Origin of the sequence: Zooshikella sp. RANM57 (genome assembly GCF_050749885.1) — a bacterium.
Classification (GTDB): Bacteria; Pseudomonadota; Gammaproteobacteria; order Pseudomonadales; family Zooshikellaceae; genus Zooshikella.
The window spans coordinates 347893-366328 of sequence record NZ_JBOIUB010000005.1; the positions used below are offsets into that span (position 1 = coordinate 347893).

Below are 18436 nucleotides of genomic sequence, written 5' to 3' on the forward strand. Positions count from 1 at the left end.
TTATTAGTAAAATATCTAGTCATTAAACGACTTTCTTCTGCTAACAACCGCACTACCTGCTAACCTTATAAAGTAAAAAAAACGGTTAGACCAGATAGTCAAAAACAACTGACAACAAACTGTTTAATGGAGCATGTTATGAAAACGAAGGACTGGTACTCTTGGATAAACTTAATGCCCCCCAAACCTGATGACTTCCATGTAATAGGTGAAGTATACGTAGCAAATCCTGGCGTAAAAGCCATGCTATGTACAAGAGAACCACAGGGCATCAACCCTGAAATATTACTACTCGATTTACACTTAATTCAGGAACCAGGCATGTGGGCTCAGGTTATGACCTGGACACAAGCAAAGTATGATAAAGTACTTACGCCTAAATCACCTCGCTATCGTCAAGTAGATATATTCTTTAACAATGAACCCATTGCACAGACAAATGTAGAAGAGATTCACTGATAGCATTATTGCATTCATAGACTCTTATTAAAAATATCACAAAAAGAGTAAAAATACTTAGCATAAGATTATTATAATGCTAGCCTATTGCAGTTTGGCTAGCGATTACTATATTAAAATAACTACGCTTGCCCACAGGATACACTTTGAATAACCATTCCCCCCTTTTTTAACATCGAGAATTTTTTAGAGGTGCCCTCACTCAGACTTCCAAGTTTGCTTAGCAAGCTAATAATGTTATAACTAATGTTCCTGTAAAACTTCACAGACTTATATAAGGAGTTATCAGTGAAAACACACGAAAAAATAAATTACGTTGAATTTCCTGCACATGACTTATCCAAAACAAAAAAATTTTTTTCTGCTGTTTTTGACTGGATATTTGAGGATTATGGCCCTGGCTATACGGCTTTTAGTAACCAAGGTGTTGATGGTGGATTTTATCAATCAGAGTTAAAGTCCTTAACAAGTCACGGAGCTGCTTTATTAGTGTTTTATAGTGACGACTTAGAAAGTACACAGAGTAAAATAGAAAAACATGGTGGAGAAATAGCTAAGCCTATCTTTTCTTTTCCTGGAGGACGACGATTTCATTTTATCGAGCCAAGTGGTAACGAATTTGCAGTATGGTCCGATACATAACACCAGTCTTATTTTTATTGCTATCTATCCCATGTCATCATACACCATATGATTGTTTGGAGTGGCTTGTGCAAAAAAGCACTAGTCACTCCAAAACTAACCCAATTAATCGTCACAAATCACATGTCAATGGGTTTGTACCTTCTTCAGCCAGTTTGCCTAATTTTGCACGCAATTGTTTAAATTTATTCGTATACGCTTCAGGAGCCTCAAAAACCTGTATCTTTGAAGCCAGTCCATTTTCTTCAGCCGCAGTAAGCACTCCACGACATGAATCACATGCTGCCTTATCGACATAACCTTTTAATGTTCCTCCTGCTTGAACACGCCCATTTTGCTGTAAGTTATACAGATGGTGGATGCTTTTAACCTCTGAATCATAAAACCGGTTCACACCATCACTCGTGGTACGTCCTGCATATATTTTTGCAGCATTAGCATCATACTTTGCAAATGGATGATGCCATTTAATTGGCTCAATACTTTCAGGTAGCTGATTGCTTCTTGCATACCAATGAACCGATGGTCCCTTTGGAGGTTGATAAACCCAGTAAGAAATTGTACCTTTTCTAATCGTATTGTTAGTTATTTTCTTATACTTAGAGGCGCCTATTTTATCTTTTTGCTGAATATGATAGTGGGTCTGTACCCTTAAGCCATCTTTTAACTTAAAGTCCATAAATCCTTTTGGTGCCTGTGTTATAAACTCCACAGCATGAAGGTCAGCTGTTACACATAGCGCAGAGATAATAGCCCATTTCGTTAGTTTTAACATAATGATACGCCCTAAATTCGACAGAACTGACGTTGATATTCTTCCGCTGCTAATGCTTCTTCCGCATCTGCCTCTGACTCTAACACCGATAATTCTTCACGCTCAACAATTCCAGCTTCAGCAAGCTCTGTTGCTTCCAAGGCTTCAAAAACGTCAAAAAATGCAGCACCTAGTCCATCTAATGCGAAGAAAACTCCGACAAATTCTAATAACTTTTGTCCAAGTGTTGGCGGTTGGTTTGATTCAGTTAATTTACGGTGATCAATTTTTAATTGCTCTGGAAACCAACGATCCATGAGCTGCTTATTGCTCATATCACTGAGACAATAACGACTGACATAACTTTGATCATATAAATGCTTTCCCTCTTTAGTGCATACTACCTCAAAAAATCCTTGATCATTCCGATAAGCAACAGCCAGCCTTACCAACTGATACTGGGAGGGGATACTTTCAACGTTATAACGATAATTGGACTGGCTTAAGCTAAAACTTAAATAATCTTTTAATGCGTCTAAATCCTCTGAGGTAATTGGCTGATTATATTTCACTAAATGATCAATAGCCTGAGGATAAATACCATTTTCAGTCCACTGATCAGCAGCTGTAACTTTTTTTGCATTCCGCATTAACTGTGCTGCTAAGGCATATTTAGCGCGCAAAGCAACACCCGGTATTTTATCCTTTGCACCATTATATATATCTTCATCCACCCCAGATAAAGTACGCTGTAGCAGGATATACTGGTCAGGTTTATCTATTGAAGTTGCTTTTTCATAACCTAACTGTTTTTTTAACTCTAAAAAAAAGTTAATACTTCCGGGTATACGATTTTGTGACATTAAAAACTGGTTCCATGCTTCTTCTGCATCGGTGAACAACCTTCGTTCCACATCCGTGGCAATATTGTATAACTCATCCTTACTACGTACTTCTGAATATAAATCTGTTGTATTAACCAAAAAAAGTTCTTTTATTCGACTATCAGTTATATTATACGATTTTGACTCACTATTTTTTAGCGCCCATCGTAACGACTTTATCGGTGTATTTAAATGCTTAGCTTCATTTAATGAAGGTGTCTGAGCAAATGTATAACTGATTGAAGAAATCCCAAAAACGACAGACAACATTATTTGCTTATTTTTCTTCATACTATTTTCCTTTAGCGTTACCCTTGCTTACTATTTTTAACTTCTCATATTAAACAACATACAAAAACAGCAAACTTAATTAAATCCCCTATTAACCTCCCGACAAACTGTCGACAATAAAAAGCATAAAACATTTTATGCAACAATTATTCATAATAAAAAATAAAACCACGAAGAGTATAAAACATTTAAAGCTACAATAATTACATTAATCACCATTTTCGAATCAATTAATACAACAACCCATTATTCACATCAAGCACTTTTATTTTAAATTTATTTTTTTGATATTCCAAACAACATAATCGAACAAACAAAGCAATTAAATAGTGACGACAAGCTCTCATCATGTCACCTTCATTAACAAATACACACAGATCATTCATATCATTTATTTAAATTAATATATTTTTCATTTTATTCACCCACAAAAAAACCGGCTATTAGCCGGTTTTTTTTGATATTTAACATTACAGGTTAATTAATAGCTAACCATGAAATGTTAATCATCTTTTCCAAAAACTGTATTTTCCTGCTCTTGCACTCGAATAAACGTTGTCCGTTTGGTCAGCTCTTTTAGCTTAGCCGCACCAACATAAGTACATGTTGAACGAACCCCACCCAAAATATCCTCAATAGTATTATGTACAGAGCCACGATAAGGTAATAACACTGTTTTACCCTCAGCTGCACGGTAATTTGCAACACCACCCGCATACTTTTTCATTGCAGAGGCAGAAGACATTCCATAAAACTGAACAAATTTTTGTCCGTCTTTTTCTATCACTTCGCCACCACTTTCATCATGTCCTGCTAACAAACCACCAAGCATGACAAAGTCAGCACCGCCTCCGAACGCCTTAGCCACGTCGCCAGCACAAGTACAACCACCATCACCAATGATACGACCACCTAAACCATGGGCTGCATCACCACACTCAATAATTGCAGATAGCTGAGGATAACCAACACCCGTTTTTACACGTGTGGTACATACAGATCCTGGCCCAATACCCACCTTAACAATATCAGCTCCCGCCAGAATAAGTTCTTCAACCATGTCACCTGTGACGACATTGCCCGCTGTAATCACTGTATCAGTGAAAGACTCACGAACATTCTGAACAAACTCAACTAAATGCTCTGAGTAACCATTGGCTATATCAATACAAATAAATTTTATATCATTCGACAACTGCAGTATTTCTTTAAGCTTTTGAAAATCCCGTTCAGAAGTGCCCGTTGACACCATGACATAATTCAAAAGTTTTTTATCTGCATTTTCAAGAAAAGTAGCCCACTCTGCAACGCTATAGTGCTTATGGATAGCCGTCATCACCTGATGTTCTGCAAGCGCTTGAGCCATAGCAAAACTGCCCACTGAATCCATATTTGCAGCTATAACAGGTACACCAGACCATTGACTACCACTGTGTTTAAAAGTAAAATCGCGGGTTAATTCAACTTGAGATCGGCTATTTAGGGTTGAGCGTTTCGGTCGAAACAAAACATCACTAAAACCCAGTTTCAAGTCGTTTTCGATTCGCATAGTTAATCCTTCTATTAACTAACTTTCATTGCTCCTTTTATAGTTTCCTATTGGCAGATAGTAGACTATATAAAAAGCAGGCACAAAAAAAACCGGAGCGTTGGCAGACGCTCCGGTTTTCAGCATTATATACAAAAAGGCTGCTTTGGCAACATAAAGTTATCCCCTTCATCCATTCATTTTGGAATAACTTGCGACAAAGGAAATGAGCAATCATACTTTTCCTTTTTATTGGCGCTATAACAACCCTCTTATTAATTAAGTTAATTTTAAATAAATCGCAAAGAATTTATTCGTCTCCGATACCAGAAGTCACTTCTTATTACGCTATTCAATACTACCTCGCCAGTGTGTATTTCAACTTGAAATAAAAAAAGCCCCTAATGCACTTCGAACACATTTTGTTCACATTTTTTGATGTGACACAAATCTCAAATTGGTTAATATCATTATACTCTGCCCACTTTTCCCTGATGAGGTAATCTGCATGACACGAATTCTCAGCTCATTATTCCTACTGACTACCTGCTTCTGGTTCACTACTTTCACGAGTGCCAATGAAGGTGAACAAACCGACGCACAAGAGTATGCAAAATGGGCCCAAAACACCTGGGAAAAGATGAATCGCCAAACAGGTACTATTATCCTACCTAATGGCGTTGCCACCTTGAATGTACCTAATGATTTTTACTATTTAAGTCCAAAAGATGCTGAAGTAGTACTTGTTAAATTTTGGGGCAATGTTCCCGGCGATACCACACTAGGCATGCTTTTTCCTGCCTCATATACTCCATTTGATAGTAATGCCTGGGCAGTTGAGATTGATTATGAAGAAGATGGTCATGTAGACGATGAAGATGCTGCTGATATCGACTATGATGACTTGCTTGCTGATATGCAGTCTGCTGTCAAAGAAGCCAGTAAAGAGAGAGTCGCTCAAGGCTATGAAAGTATTGATCTCGTTGGCTGGGCAGCTACGCCATACTATGACAGTAAAGGCAAGAAATTGCATTGGGCCAAGGAGCTCAAGTTTGGCGATAGTGAAGATAATACGCTGAATTACAATATTCGTATTTTAGGCCGCAAAGGCGTACTCACCATGAATTTCATTGCGGGTATTAATCAGCTTCCGCAAATTAACAATCAACTTGATACCGTCCTTACCATGGCCTCATTTAATGAAGGCCAGCGCTACAGTGACTTCGACCCATCAATTGATAATGTCGCAGCATATGGTATTGGTGCTTTAATTGCGGGCAAAGCAGCAAGCAAGTTAGGCATTCTTGCTGGTTTACTATTGGCATTAAAAAAATTCTGGATTGTCATTGTCGCAGGGTTTGTTGGGGTATTTCGTTGGATTAAAGCAAGATTTAATTAACACTGTCAGTCTCACTGTAAAAAAGCGCTCGTGAAACAGCGCTTTTTACTCTGCTAGTTTGCTAATCTGTAAGTTTCACCCCACACATATAATATCCTTACTACGCACCCTCACCAGGCAATAATCAAGCAGTCTAAGCAACATCTGAAGATGTTTGACACGGAGTTGTTTTTGTCTGTGAAGCACTGGTTTTAACCCAGCTTTCATGTTGCCATTCACAACGTGCTTGAAGTTCTTCATCAGGCAAGTGGCAGCTATTATTCGCATACCAACTAAATGTATGAAACCCCGTAAGCTCGGTCTCTAAATGCACGGTGGCAGCGACCCAATACATTTTCTTTAGTACAGTCTCAAACTTTTGTAACCACTGCCCCCAGTCCCCTTCAACTTCGCGATAAGACGCACCAAAGTGGATTACTTGGGTCAAATAAGTGCCATATGAAGGCTCGACACCAGACACTGCAAATAGATCACGTGATAAAAAAGGCCACTCATCATGCTTAGGAAGCGAATTAATCACCCGAAGATTATGATAGCGACGCTTTAATATTTCATTCTCACTGCCTGATGGCAAATCCTTGATACAACCATAAACAATGGATTCGCGATCCAAAAGCTACTCCTTAAATAACCGACAAAAGTCGTCTATTATGCCCAGCTCCCTATGGGGAAACAACTCAGTTACTCAACCTTTTAACGATTAACCTTACAATTATCTATTACTAGTGGATACTTCCAGCTCCAGACAAAAGGTTAATGCTTAAAGGGCAAACAATAGTAGTGTCCGAGACCTGCTAAGTAAAACCTAGTCACGGCAATTTCGATGGCATTTCACAAAAAAAGTCTGAGCTTTGCTTAACCAAATAAATTCTGCCAAAAACCTGGCGTCTTTAATGAAGCTTCACAGTGTTGCAGCTGATTTTCATATTGTTTAGCTTTACGTTGTACCCGACGCGCAACCCCTTGCAACCAGCCTTTACGTTTGTATGTTCCTCGACGGAAACCACCCCATCCTTCGTGATAAGTTAAATACTGTAACTGTGCATTATTTTGCGAAACACCATTAATCTGACGTGTTTTCTTGGTATACCAACCAATAAAATCTATCGCATCCGAAAAATCGTCTCGGACAGCTCCCCAACGTCCTGCTTCACGCAAGTAGTCTGCCCAGGCACCATCAATTGCTTGTGCGTAACCATAGGCTGAAGAACGATGAGGTCCTGGAATAAAGCCCAAATACCAACGACGAGGTGGGCGTGCATTAGCAATAAAACTAGACTCATGATACATAATGGCCATCATCACTGGGATGGGGGTTCCCCAACGTTGATGACTGGTATTGGCCGCCTGATACCAATCCAGATTATCAGCAAAAACATCACATAAATTATGAGGATTTTCTGGTGGGGGCGTATGAGCACACCCTGATATCAGCACACTAAACAACAGCAACGACAGCCTCAATCGCTGTCGTACTGTTCTGCATCTTGGGGATGCATTATGTTTCCAATAGTGCCAATAGATCGTGCTCATCGAGTATTGGGATTCCTAATGACTCAGCTTTGCTTAATTTAGAACCTGCTTTCTCTCCAGCAATGACTGCTGTAGTCTTTTTTGACACAGAACCCGCTACTTTTGCTCCCAGCAATTGTAATTTTTGCTTAACTTCGTCACGACTCATGACGGATAATGTGCCAGTTAACACATATGTTTTGCCAACCAATGGTAAGTTTTCCTGCTTGGTCTGAGACTGTTCAGGCCAATTTACCCCGGCCGCTTTAAGTTGATCTATCACCTCTCGATTATTCTGCTGTTTAAAGAAATACACAATGTGATGTGCAACAACAGGCCCAATATCAGGCACTTGTTGTAAGTATTCCTCTTCGGTATCGATTAAAGCGTTTAAGGAGCCAAAATAACTGGCCAAAGTAAGCGCTGTTGTCTCCCCAACTTCTCGAATACCTAAAGCATAAATAAAACGAGCCAATGTAGTGTGTTTAGAACGTTCAATTGCGTCTATCAAGTTTTGGGCTGACTTATCACCCATGCGCTCAAGTTGTATCAGTGCATCCTTTTCAAGTACATACAAATCAGCGACTGAGTGTACAAGTTCCTGATCAACCAACTGCTCAACTAACTTATCCCCCAAACCATCAATATCCATTGCTCGCCGACTGGAAAAATGCTTTATCGCTTCTTTACGTTGGGCTGAGCACACTAACCCACCGGTACAACGTAAGGCTGCTTCTCCTGCAATCCGCTCCAATTCAGAACCACAAACCGGACAGCTCATAGGTACAACAATATCCTGCTCTTTCCCAGAACGTTGTTCTAAGACCACACGCACCACTTTAGGAATCACGTCCCCAGCCCGATGAACAATGACTGAATCACCTACTTTAATCCCCAATCGCGCAACTTCATCCAGGTTATGCAAGGTTGCGTTACTCACGGTAACCCCACCAACAAAAACCGGCTTGAGTCGAGCAACAGGTGTCAACGTCCCCGTTCTTCCCACTTGAAATTCAACCGCTTCCAATGTGGTCATTTCTTCTTGCGCTGGAAACTTATAAGCAATGGCCCAACGTGGTGCACGAGAGACAAAACCCAGTCGCTCTCTTAAGGCTAATGCATTCACTTTAAAGACGATGCCATCGATTTCGTAAGATAATTGCTCACGACGAGACAGTAATTGCTGATAGTAAGCATCACAGGCTTGAATAGAAGGCAGGACAGCCATTTCCTTATTGATTTTAAAGCCCCACTTATTCAGTTGCTGCAGGATTTGACTATGATCTCCTGGCAGCTCATTGCTACAAATACCCACACCATAACAACACATTTCTAAAGGGCGGGTAGCCGTAATGCGAGAATCTAGTTGTCTTAGACTACCTGCAGCTGCATTACGGGGATTAACAAATGTTTTTTCACCTTTTGCCTGAGCCTGTTCATTAAACTGGAGGAAACCAGCCTTAGGCATATAAACTTCCCCCCGAACTTCCAAATGATCAGGCACATCCGCAGCTAAAAGTACTAATGGAATTGAATGAACTGTCCGTAAATTCTGGGTAATGTCTTCACCACGCTGCCCATCCCCACGTGTTGCACCCCGAACCAGTTTCCCCTTTTCATACAACAAACTAACAGCAATACCATCCAGCTTTGGCTCTGCAACATATTCAATATCAGAAATTTCTAGCCGTTCCCTGCATCGACGGTCAAAATCCTGTAACTCCTCTGCTGAAAATGCATTGTCCAACGATAACATTGGCATTTCATGCATCACTGTCGCAAATGCACTCGCGGGTTCTGCACCTACCCGTTGAGAAGGAGAGTCTGCGGAAACAAGTTGTGGATAATCCTGCTCCAGCGTCTGTAAACGTCGCATTAAGCGGTCATATTCTGCATCAGGAATGGCTGGCTCATCTAAGACATAGTAACGGTAATTATGCTGATTAATTTCCTGTCGAAGCTGTTCAATTTCACTGACAACATGAGGGGGAATGGTCATAGCCAAATACCTAAATACGTCTAACCGTTAATAAAGCAGATAAAAATAATACATCATAAAAAAAGCCGGTGCTGTTATAGACCGGCTTATGCCATACCCTTCACTTTGGGTATAAAATTCAGTGTGTTGTTAATGTACTACAATCCAGGGGCTATAAGCACCAGCAAAATGATTAACGCACCATTTGTTTACGTACCAGGTGACGTCGTTCATAGTCCATAATGCGCTGTTTGCAGTGTTCAAGTGTTTGTTGTGTCATCACACTACGATTTTCGTCTTTTAAGCTCCCACCTAATGTGGACACAATATCATGGGCCGTTAATGCCATTTGCTCAAACGCACGCATTGGTTTATCCGGTCCTGGTAAGCTCATAAAAAAGCTGACAGCAGGTGTACAGTATTCATCCATATTATCAAGATCAAATGTACCTGGTTCTATACCATTGGCCATGCTGAACATCAAAGCACCTTTTGCACCTCGTGTTACAGAAGTGTCGTAGCAATGAAAAATATTCATATCGCCATATCTCAGGCCATTTCTGGTGAGAATAGCTAATAGTTCACCACCCGCAAACGCGGTATCAGCCTTGGCAATTACATGAATCACAATAATATCTTCAACAACTTTACTTTCTTCTGTTGATTCCTCAGTAGAAGACACATCAGCAGCCGCTTTCTTAGATTGTTTCCAGCCTTTATTAGACTCCTTGCCACTTACTTTACTGCCAGACTTGGCAGCCGTTTTAATGCCATCTGCCGCATTTTTAAGTAATGATGTATGCGTGGACTCCCCTTTTGCTGAACCTTTACGTCGCTCGTGATGGGAACCACTCATGGCTATAGCGCTGACATGATCTGCAGGATTAGCAACCAGAGGCTCTTCTTCACCGGCATAACTGTCAGCCACTTTATCGGTTATTACGGGTGGCTCCTGATCAGCAACTTGCATAGCATCAGCATTTTTTTGTTTTTGTTGTGCTGACTGCAAACGCTGGACAAGGGCTTCCTGCCCAGTATTTGAATATGGTTGCTTATGACTATCAACCTGATCAGAAAATGACGCATCAGCAGATTCCTGTTGAAAATGAGGCTCTACTTTATTAAGCGCTGCTTGCTCTGCATCATGTGCTGCTTGTCCTTTTACCAGGCGAGCACCACCATGAGGCAATTCTCCATTACAATCGTCGTAATAATCTACCCCGCCACTGAGTCCCAAAGAAAGCTCATCTGCTTTCTTCCGGTTAACCCGCATACGACGGTAGCCGTCAAAAATGATACCGGCGATTAATAAAAAGCCGATAATAAATATGATTTCTCGCAAACCTATATCCATTGTGCCTTAACACCCTCTCGTCGCACACGCACAAGACCGTGGCAAGCAAGCTAGAAACTTTATCTTTAATTATGGTCCAGAGATAAAAAAGGTCGCAATAATAGGCGTAAAAAGTTTTCTTTTTTTCTCACCATTTCGTATCAGACTTGCCAATTACTCATTAGTTTAGTCTTTATACAGCGGCAAGTGCTGCTGCTTGCTCAATATCAACAGCCACCAAACGAGAAACACCAGGTTCATGCATCGTCACCCCCATCATCTGGTTGGCTGCTTCCATTGCGATTTTATTGTGCGTGATATAGATAAACTGTACCGATGATGACATCTCTTTCACCATGCGCGCATAACGACCCACATTGGCATCATCAAGAGGTGCATCAACCTCATCCAACATACAAAATGGCGCAGGGTTTAATTGAAAAATAGCAAAAACTAACGCAATTGCGGTAAGTGCTTTTTCACCACCCGACAATAAATGTATAGTACTGTTTTTCTTACCAGGGGGGCGTGCCATAATTGCCACCCCGGTATCTAATAAATCTTCACCCGTTAGCTCTAGATAAGCACTCCCCCCACCAAACACTTTGGGGAATAATGTTTGTAATCCATAATTAACCCGATCAAAAGTCTCTTTAAAGCGCGCTTTTGTTTCCCGGTCAATTTTTCGAATAGCTTCTTCCAAGGTTGACAGCGCTTGAACAAGATCATCATTTTGGCTATCTAAATACGTCTTGCGTTGTGATTGCGTTTGATACTCTTCAATCGCTGCCAGGTTAATAGCACCCAAACGTTGGATGCGCCCAGCAATTTTTTCCAATTCTTCTGCCCACTGTGCTTCATTTGCATCAGTAGGTAAGTTTTCAAGTACTGTAGTTAAGTCAAAAGCATCTGCTTGTAACTGCTCTTGTAAAGATTGACGCTGAACTTCCAAACTTTGAGCCGTTAACCGGTATTTTTCTAGAGCCGTTCTAACCTGTTGCGATTGCTGATCGGCTTGTGTTCTTTGCTGTTCAAGCTGACGCATACCATGGTCAATTTCACTGAGCTGCTGTTTTGCCTCAGTCATTTCTTCTTCAATCAACAAACGTTCTTCAAGCAGCGCTTCCAACTCTACGGTTAAATCATCAACAGGCAGCTCACTTTCCTCCAGGGAAGCCAGCACACTTTGTTTACGCGCAAGCAACTTATCAACCTGTTGTTGTAAACGAACCACGCCTTGTAACGTTGACGTCAACTGGGTACTGAGTGACTGTTGACGAAGCGCTAACTGATGGGCGGCATCTTTATCATGGCGGGCTTGCTGACGAACCTGATCCAGTTGTCCGCGAATACTATCCCGCTGCTGAAGTAAAAACTCGCGCCGTTCTTCACCTTGCGCCATAGCATCAATTGCTTCCTGCAACTTTAACCGCGCTTCAGCAACTCGCTCTTGCTCCAACGCTAACTGTTCACTGAGCTCAGCTTGCTCAAGCTTTAATCGTTCTGCCCGCGCTTTAACTTCATCCACTTTTACTTTTTTGGCGCTTAAGTCAGCTTGAAATGTTGATAGTTCCCGCTCTTCGCTACTCCGTTGCTGACGTTCTGCTTCCAGTTGCTGTTCCATATCCCGCAAGCATTGCTCTGCAATATGCAGGGCCTCTTCTTCTTGCTGAGTTTTGTCAGTTGTGCTTTCAATCTGTGCCTGAAGTTTAACCATTTCTTGCTGGCGGGCTAATATCCCAGCCGCTGCATTTTCTTCACGCGTAACTCTAAGCCAGTGATGAGATAACCAAATCCCCTCAGGAGTGATAATGCTTTCGCCAATGGACAAGCTAGCTAGCAAAGCAAAAGCTTCACCCAGTGTATCAGCTGTTTTGATGCCGCCCAGCCAAGGCTGTAAATCACAATCTGCAGTAATCACTTTTGCAAGTAATGAATTCTGTTCAGCCACGCCACTCACTGCTTGCTCAAAGCACTGAGTTTGTTTATAGAGTGTTAATGAGCCTGTGCTAAATGTGGCTAATGCTTCATTAAACGATTCAAACTGGTCAACCGCAAACGCTTGCAGATAGTCACCCAACACCGTTTCCACTGCCGTTTCCCAGCCAGGGACAACATTTAAACGTTCAGCTAAACGAGGCTTTTCATTTAATTTGTGTTCAACCAACCATTGCTGGTGCTCTTCACCATTATCACCCAAGGCTGCCTGGTGTAATGCATCAAGTGAAGCATAACGACCTCGTGCTTCCTGTAAAGTTTGCTGATGCTGATTAAGCTGCTGTTGATGTGTATTAATAACCTGACGTTGACGGGTAATTTGCTCTGATAGTGATTGAATTAATTCTTGCCCTTGCTCTTGCTCAAGTAAGCGCTCAGCAATACGTTCAGCAAGTATTTCAATTTCATCTACGAGAGGATCGATCTGCACACCCGCTTGCTCTTCACGCAAACGTAGTTGACGCGCCTGTAATCGATCTATTGTCTGCTCCCATTGTTGTATACGAGACCGCTCAACTTCTGCCTGGCGTTTTGGCTCAGCCACTTGCTGGTTAAAATGCTCCCAGTCAAACTGCCAACGTTGCATGGCTTCTTCAGCTTCTTGTAGTGCCTGAGCAGACATTTCTTCAGCTTCACGCAATAGCTCCAACTCCGGCTCAAGACCCGCCAGTTCATCCGTCAACTGCAATTCTAAACTTTGATCACTTTCTAACAGCTGTTGACTCTCTACAAGATTAGCTTCAGTTTGCTGTAAATCAGCCTTTAACTCTTGAGCGCGCGTTTTACTGTGTTGAATTGTTTGCTCTATTTTGCTGATTTCATTGCCTAAACTGTAAAATCGGCCTTGAACCTCATTAAAGCGGTCGGTTGCTTCGATATGAAACTGTCGCTTTTCTTCCAACGTTGCATCGACTGAGCGCTGTCCAGCAATGTGCTTTTCCAGTTCAACTTCCAGCGTACTCACCTGCTTACGTTCGGTAGTAAGTTTTTCATCAAGTGATTTCCACTTTAACGCCTGCAACTGCGCTTTTTTCAAACGTTCTTCAGCTTTATATTCTTTGTATTTTTCTGCAGCTTGAGCTTGACGATGTAAATGCTGCAACTGCCGATCAAGCTCTTCCCGTAAATCGGTTAATCGCTCCAAGTTTTCTTGTGTACGACGAATACGGTTTTCGGTTTCACGACGTCGTTCTTTATATTTAGAAATACCTGCCGCTTCTTCGATAAATACTCGAAGCTCTTCAGGCTTTGACTCAATCAAATTAGAGACAATTCCCTGGCTGATAATAGCGTAGCTCCTGGGGCCTAAACCTGTACCCAAGAAAATATCCGTAATATCTTTTCGACGACACTTAACCCCATTAAGGTAGTACGAATTTTTCGCATCACGTGTTACTTTTCGGCGAATGGATATTTCACTGTACTTAGCATACTCACCTTTAAGCGTACCATCACTATTGTCAAACACGAGTTCTACTGATGCCTGCCCAACAGGTTTACGTCCTTTGGAGCCATTAAAAATAACATCCGTCATTGACTCGCCCCGCAAATTTTTTGCGGAGCTCTCGCCCATTACCCAACGTACGGCATCAATGATATTTGATTTGCCACAGCCATTCGGCCCGACAATCCCACTCATATTCGTGGGAAATGGTACGGTGGTAGGATCTACAAAAGATTTAAAACCAGCTAGCTTAATACATTTAAGACGCATGGAAGTCTGCTTGCCTTAAGTACAACAATTTGAGTCAAAGTCCTAGCGAAACAATCGGGCCATTATCCTGATTTATCCGTTACAGTGAATTGTTTTTTGTTGTTAATTGTTAATTAACCACTACAGTTCCAGTGCTTGTTCACATTTATACCTTTTATAGTGCGGTATATAATTCACACATAACATCTACTAATGCAAAACAGCGCCTAGTGTAATCAGCTTTAATCTATGTGTATACACATTAGTCAGCCAAAACTACTTATTTACAAAGCATTTTGTATACCAGTCTCTGAAACAGTGCTAATAAACCAGCACATAAGCATGGGTACTATCTATCGCATAAAAGAGGTGTTTTACACTGCAAAATAACCCGTCACTTCCGTCATAAAACAACGCGTGCTAGCCCTGGAGGCTAGCACGCTAAAAAATTTCACAGCTAAGTGTGATTAAGCGGATACACTTTAGGCAGGCGTTACTTCTGATACACAATGCTCATTAGACATAATGGCTAAAACCAAGTCGCGATTACTATGTGCATAATCTCGTACTAACTGCTCGATACGAGCAATATCACGCTGCATAATCGCAATCAGGATTTGATTAAAAAAGTTAAGTGATTGTTCTAATTCTTCTTCACGACGTGATAGCGCTAAATGGTAGGTACGGTGAATGGCAGGTTGTAGATTATTAAGAATCTGGGTTAAATAAGGATTTTTAACAATGTTATTTGCTAAATCAATCACCACAAAACTACATTTGACGAACTCTTCTATATTTCCCTCACGAGCAAGATTCTTTAGCCGTTCAAGGTAAACTTCAAAAGGCTTCAGTTGGTGTAATTCCTTCCACTTTCCTGCTAACTCTACTGCTAACATGGTATAAAGGTTTTCCACCATTACGTACAAACAGCGAATCTTATGCTCCGTTAAGTCACTTACCATTGCGCCACGCCGAGGCAAAATATCAATTAAGTGACGACGTTGCAGCAACAGTAATGCTTCTCGAACAGACCCCCGGCTGACATCAAGCTCATGAGCTATTTTTAACTCTTGAATACGCTCACGAGACTTAAGCTTACCAGTGATAATTTTATTCGCTAAGTGTTGTGCAATCTGCTCAGTGAGGCTATCAGCAGCTTTGAAAAACATAATCGAAAACAGTCCCCCCAATAAAGCAAGATCAAGCAGCCAATACAGCGTATGGCGAACAGCTAGATGGGTGAGGCTTGGCTAACAGAGCAAGATTAACGGAAAACAGACTGTGTTACGTGAGCCAGGCCTTGGCCAAAATATCCATCCACTACCAGTCACTTACAAGTCACGTATAAACAGGTATCACTCACCCGTCGGCCCATTGGTATCTGGTATTTCTTCCACACGCCAAAACCACTAGGTTACCAATTTAACGCGTTTAACAAAAAACACCCCGCATCAATCAGCAACCTAATATTTATTTCTTGTTCCTTTACGGTACTTACTAAACATTTAAATTACTTAATAGATTGTTAACACAAACTGCATGATATTAACAACTACACAGCAAATGTTACTTCTCTTTATAACACGATACAAAAAACAACACTAGCAATGTAATGCGAATTCACGGCACGAAAGGTATTTTTAGTTTTATGACATCATCCTGATCTTTAACAGATATCCCTGGCTGGACCATTCGCCCATTCACTTGTTTAGGATCACCTGAGGCTGAAACCAGTGCCACCACATCCACAGTGGTCTGCTGTGATAATTTCATATCAGGCATCATACTCAGTCTATCGTCAAGAGTGACTAACTTGGGTAAGTCTGATAATTGTAAAACGCTTACCGCCACAGGCATCTTCACCCCAACAGGACGCGCCAAAACATACACTTTTGCTGTTCCTGGAAGTGTTGTTAACAGCTTTGAGTCGACTTCAACCAGCACCTGTAGTTTCACTGCGGCTGTTGTAGCAGATGAAGTTCCACTGTCTATTTCTGCTTGGGCCGAAGATGAAGTGTTTACTGACGTTGTTGACCCTGTTTGCTGCTCAGCAAGTAGTTGTTTTGCCTTAGTGATACCTTGTTGAATTGGCTGAGCTTCACCCTCAGGAATACCTGAGTCAAGAATTTGCTGCCAATGATCAATCGCCTGCTGATATTTTCCTGATTCAAATGCAGCAATCCCCAGTAAGCCAAGGGCTATTTGTTGTTTAGGTTGATGCTGTAAAGCTTGCTTAGCGTAGGCAACCACTTCATCCGTCATCCGATTACCCTTTGCCAAATATAGCGTTTCAGCCAGTCTCGCCATAACCTCTGCATCATTAGGCACGAGTGACTGTAATGATTGATAAGCTTTTAAAGACTCAGAATAACGCTGCTGTGCAGCATAGACTCTTGCCAGCCAAAACCAACCGTCTTTGTTCTCTGGTTGCTTTTGTACCGCACTTTCCAGTTTTTTGGTGAGTTCAGGCAAGGATAAGTTGGTCAATTCTGCAGAAGAAGGCATTGCAGCAACCATAGCAAGTTCCCGACTTGCACCGAGTTGCCAATAAATAGTCAGTGCCAGGCACGGCACAATAATCGCCATACCCCACATACTCAGCCTGGCTCGTTTTGATGTTATACCTTGGGTTAATTCAAGTTCTGCCTTCCCCTGCACATCCTTAAGCAGTTGTCGTTGTAACTCAACCACCATTTTTTGATGATCAATGGCTGAAATATCACCATATTCCAGGCTAGTGTTAAGTTCTGCTAACCGTTGCTGGTATAAGGTCACATTAAGCTGATTCTGTTGCTTTTCCTGCGCTAAATCCACGTCATCAGTCGTGCTTATTGCATCTACTGTAGCCACTGTTTTACGTAATAATGGCGACAAGATAAAAAAAACAGCCACTAAGGCAAGCACAATAAGACTTATCCAATACAACATCATCACGACTTTTCTGACTCCTTAAGAATCGCAGTTAGTGCAGCCTTTTCTTCTTCAGACAGTGCCTGTGGTTGTGCTTGAGATCGTCGTCGCCATAGCAGTCGCCCCAATACAGTAAGCCCAACCCCCAGCAAAATAAAAGGTAAGCTCCATAGTAGCCAAGTACGATGATCCCAGGGTGGGTTGTAAAGGACAAAATCACCATAGCGCGACTGCATAAAGTCAATAATGGCCTCATCAGGCTCACCAGCCTGCAACATTGTGTAGATTTTCCGCCGCAGATCCACGGCGATAGGTGCATTAGAGTCTGCAATATTTTGGTTTTGACACTTTGGACAACGTAACTCTTCTGTTAATAGCTGAAATCGCTCTCGCTGCTGATCAGAACTAAACTCATAGGTATCAATGGCCGCCCAACTCATTGATATCGAGCTTATGCCAATAAACAACACACCAATAAACCTGAGTAAGGCTATGCAGGATGCCTGACTCATGACGGATTCCCCTTTGCTTGCAGCTGTCTGACAATTGGCTGAAGTGATTCTCGCCATACCTGTTCATCAATAACCCCAATATGCTTGAAGCGAATGATACCCTGATGATCAACGACATAAGTCTCTGGAGCACCATATACGCCCAATTCAATGCCTAAATCCCCAGAGACATCAATCACAGTAGCTTGATAGGGATTACCCAGCTTCGCCAACCACTGCTTCGCCTGTTGGGTATCATCTTTATAATTAATCCCAACAATGCGCACCCCCTGCTGCTGAGCCAGCTTCAATAAAAAAGGATGTTCAACATGACAGGAAGGACACCAGGTTGCCCACACATTCACTAAAGTCACTTCACCCTTAAGCAGTGAAGTATCAAGTGTTTTTTGGTTTTCTCCTAAACCGGGGAGAGAAAACACGGGAAATGGCTTATTGAGTAATGCGGATGGTAGTGTACGGGGGTCCTGATACAAAGCCCGATAGAGAAAACCAGCCAGTAATAAAAACACTAACAGCGGGATGAATAACTTGAATCGTTTCATA

15 protein-coding genes are annotated in these 18436 nt (G+C 41.6%); 3 read left to right on the forward strand and 12 right to left on the reverse strand.

What is annotated here, in order from left to right:
* Nucleotides 1–138 precede the first annotated feature (138 nt).
* Both ACQ96U_RS13245 and ACQ96U_RS13250 read left to right on the forward strand, forming a co-directional pair.
* Nucleotides 139–459: a hypothetical protein gene (locus tag ACQ96U_RS13245; protein ID WP_431721734.1), complete on the forward strand. Its 321-nt coding sequence runs from the start codon at nucleotides 139–141 to the stop codon at nucleotides 457–459.
* Between the two features lie 288 nt (nucleotides 460–747).
* Nucleotides 748–1101, forward strand: coding sequence for a VOC family protein (locus tag ACQ96U_RS13250; protein WP_431721735.1), 354 nt, complete (start codon nucleotides 748–750; stop codon nucleotides 1099–1101).
* 112 nt (nucleotides 1102–1213) lie between these two features.
* Here ACQ96U_RS13250 and ACQ96U_RS13255 read toward each other — a convergent pair whose 3' ends face one another.
* The 3 genes from ACQ96U_RS13255 to ACQ96U_RS13265 all read right to left on the reverse strand — a co-directional run bounded on the left by ACQ96U_RS13255 (nucleotide 1214) and on the right by ACQ96U_RS13265 (nucleotide 4579).
* Nucleotides 1214–1876: a hypothetical protein gene (locus ACQ96U_RS13255; RefSeq protein WP_431721736.1), complete on the reverse strand. Its 663-nt coding sequence runs from the start codon at nucleotides 1874–1876 to the stop codon at nucleotides 1214–1216.
* Between the two features lie 11 nt (nucleotides 1877–1887).
* Entirely contained in the window at nucleotides 1888–3030 is a 1143-nt protein-coding gene (locus ACQ96U_RS13260) for a hypothetical protein (RefSeq protein WP_431721737.1), read from the reverse strand.
* A gap of 502 nt (nucleotides 3031–3532) precedes the next feature.
* A complete protein-coding gene (locus tag ACQ96U_RS13265; protein ID WP_431721738.1) occupies nucleotides 3533–4579 on the reverse strand; it encodes a GMP reductase in 1047 nt (348 codons plus the stop codon).
* Between the two features lie 487 nt (nucleotides 4580–5066).
* On the opposite strand from ACQ96U_RS13265, the gene ACQ96U_RS13270 reads away from it, so the two are divergent.
* Nucleotides 5067–5957 (forward strand): DUF2167 domain-containing protein, encoded by an 891-nt coding sequence (locus ACQ96U_RS13270; RefSeq protein ID WP_431721739.1) that lies wholly within the window; start codon nucleotides 5067–5069, stop codon nucleotides 5955–5957.
* Between the two features lie 133 nt (nucleotides 5958–6090).
* Here ACQ96U_RS13270 and ACQ96U_RS13275 read toward each other — a convergent pair whose 3' ends face one another.
* The 9 genes from ACQ96U_RS13275 to ACQ96U_RS13315 form a co-directional block, all read right to left on the reverse strand.
* Complete coding sequence (locus ACQ96U_RS13275) at nucleotides 6091–6570, reverse strand: hypothetical protein (protein ID WP_431721740.1); 480 nt, start codon at nucleotides 6568–6570, stop codon at nucleotides 6091–6093.
* A gap of 242 nt (nucleotides 6571–6812) precedes the next feature.
* Nucleotides 6813–7490, reverse strand: coding sequence for a hypothetical protein (locus tag ACQ96U_RS13280; RefSeq protein ID WP_431721741.1), 678 nt, complete (start codon nucleotides 7488–7490; stop codon nucleotides 6813–6815).
* On the reverse strand, nucleotides 7456–9468 hold the full coding sequence (gene ligA / locus ACQ96U_RS13285; RefSeq protein ID WP_431721742.1) for an NAD-dependent DNA ligase LigA: 2013 nt from the start codon (nucleotides 9466–9468) through the stop codon (nucleotides 7456–7458). Before ligA ends, ACQ96U_RS13280 begins: the two co-directional genes overlap by 35 nt.
* A 172-nt stretch (nucleotides 9469–9640) precedes the next feature.
* Complete coding sequence (gene zipA / locus ACQ96U_RS13290) at nucleotides 9641–10801, reverse strand: cell division protein ZipA (RefSeq protein WP_431721743.1); 1161 nt, start codon at nucleotides 10799–10801, stop codon at nucleotides 9641–9643.
* A 172-nt stretch (nucleotides 10802–10973) separates the two neighbouring features.
* Nucleotides 10974–14492, reverse strand: a complete 3519-nt coding sequence (gene smc, locus ACQ96U_RS13295) for a chromosome segregation protein SMC (RefSeq protein ID WP_431721744.1) — start codon at nucleotides 14490–14492, stop codon at nucleotides 10974–10976.
* A gap of 461 nt (nucleotides 14493–14953) precedes the next feature.
* Nucleotides 14954–15640 (reverse strand): GntR family transcriptional regulator, encoded by a 687-nt coding sequence (locus ACQ96U_RS13300; RefSeq protein ID WP_431721745.1) that lies wholly within the window; start codon nucleotides 15638–15640, stop codon nucleotides 14954–14956.
* 451 nt (nucleotides 15641–16091) lie between these two features.
* A complete protein-coding gene (gene ccmI / locus ACQ96U_RS13305; RefSeq protein WP_431721783.1) occupies nucleotides 16092–17402 on the reverse strand; it encodes a c-type cytochrome biogenesis protein CcmI in 1311 nt (436 codons plus the stop codon).
* The gene (locus ACQ96U_RS13310; protein ID WP_431721746.1) at nucleotides 17402–17893 is read right to left on the reverse strand and encodes a cytochrome c-type biogenesis protein; all 492 of its coding nucleotides are present in this window, start codon (nucleotides 17891–17893) and stop codon (nucleotides 17402–17404) included. The genes ccmI and ACQ96U_RS13310 overlap by 1 nt, the downstream gene beginning before the upstream one ends.
* The gene (locus ACQ96U_RS13315) at nucleotides 17890–18435 is read right to left on the reverse strand and encodes a DsbE family thiol:disulfide interchange protein (RefSeq protein WP_431721747.1); all 546 of its coding nucleotides are present in this window, start codon (nucleotides 18433–18435) and stop codon (nucleotides 17890–17892) included. Before ACQ96U_RS13315 ends, ACQ96U_RS13310 begins: the two co-directional genes overlap by 4 nt.
* Between the last annotated feature and the right edge of the window lies 1 nt (nucleotide 18436).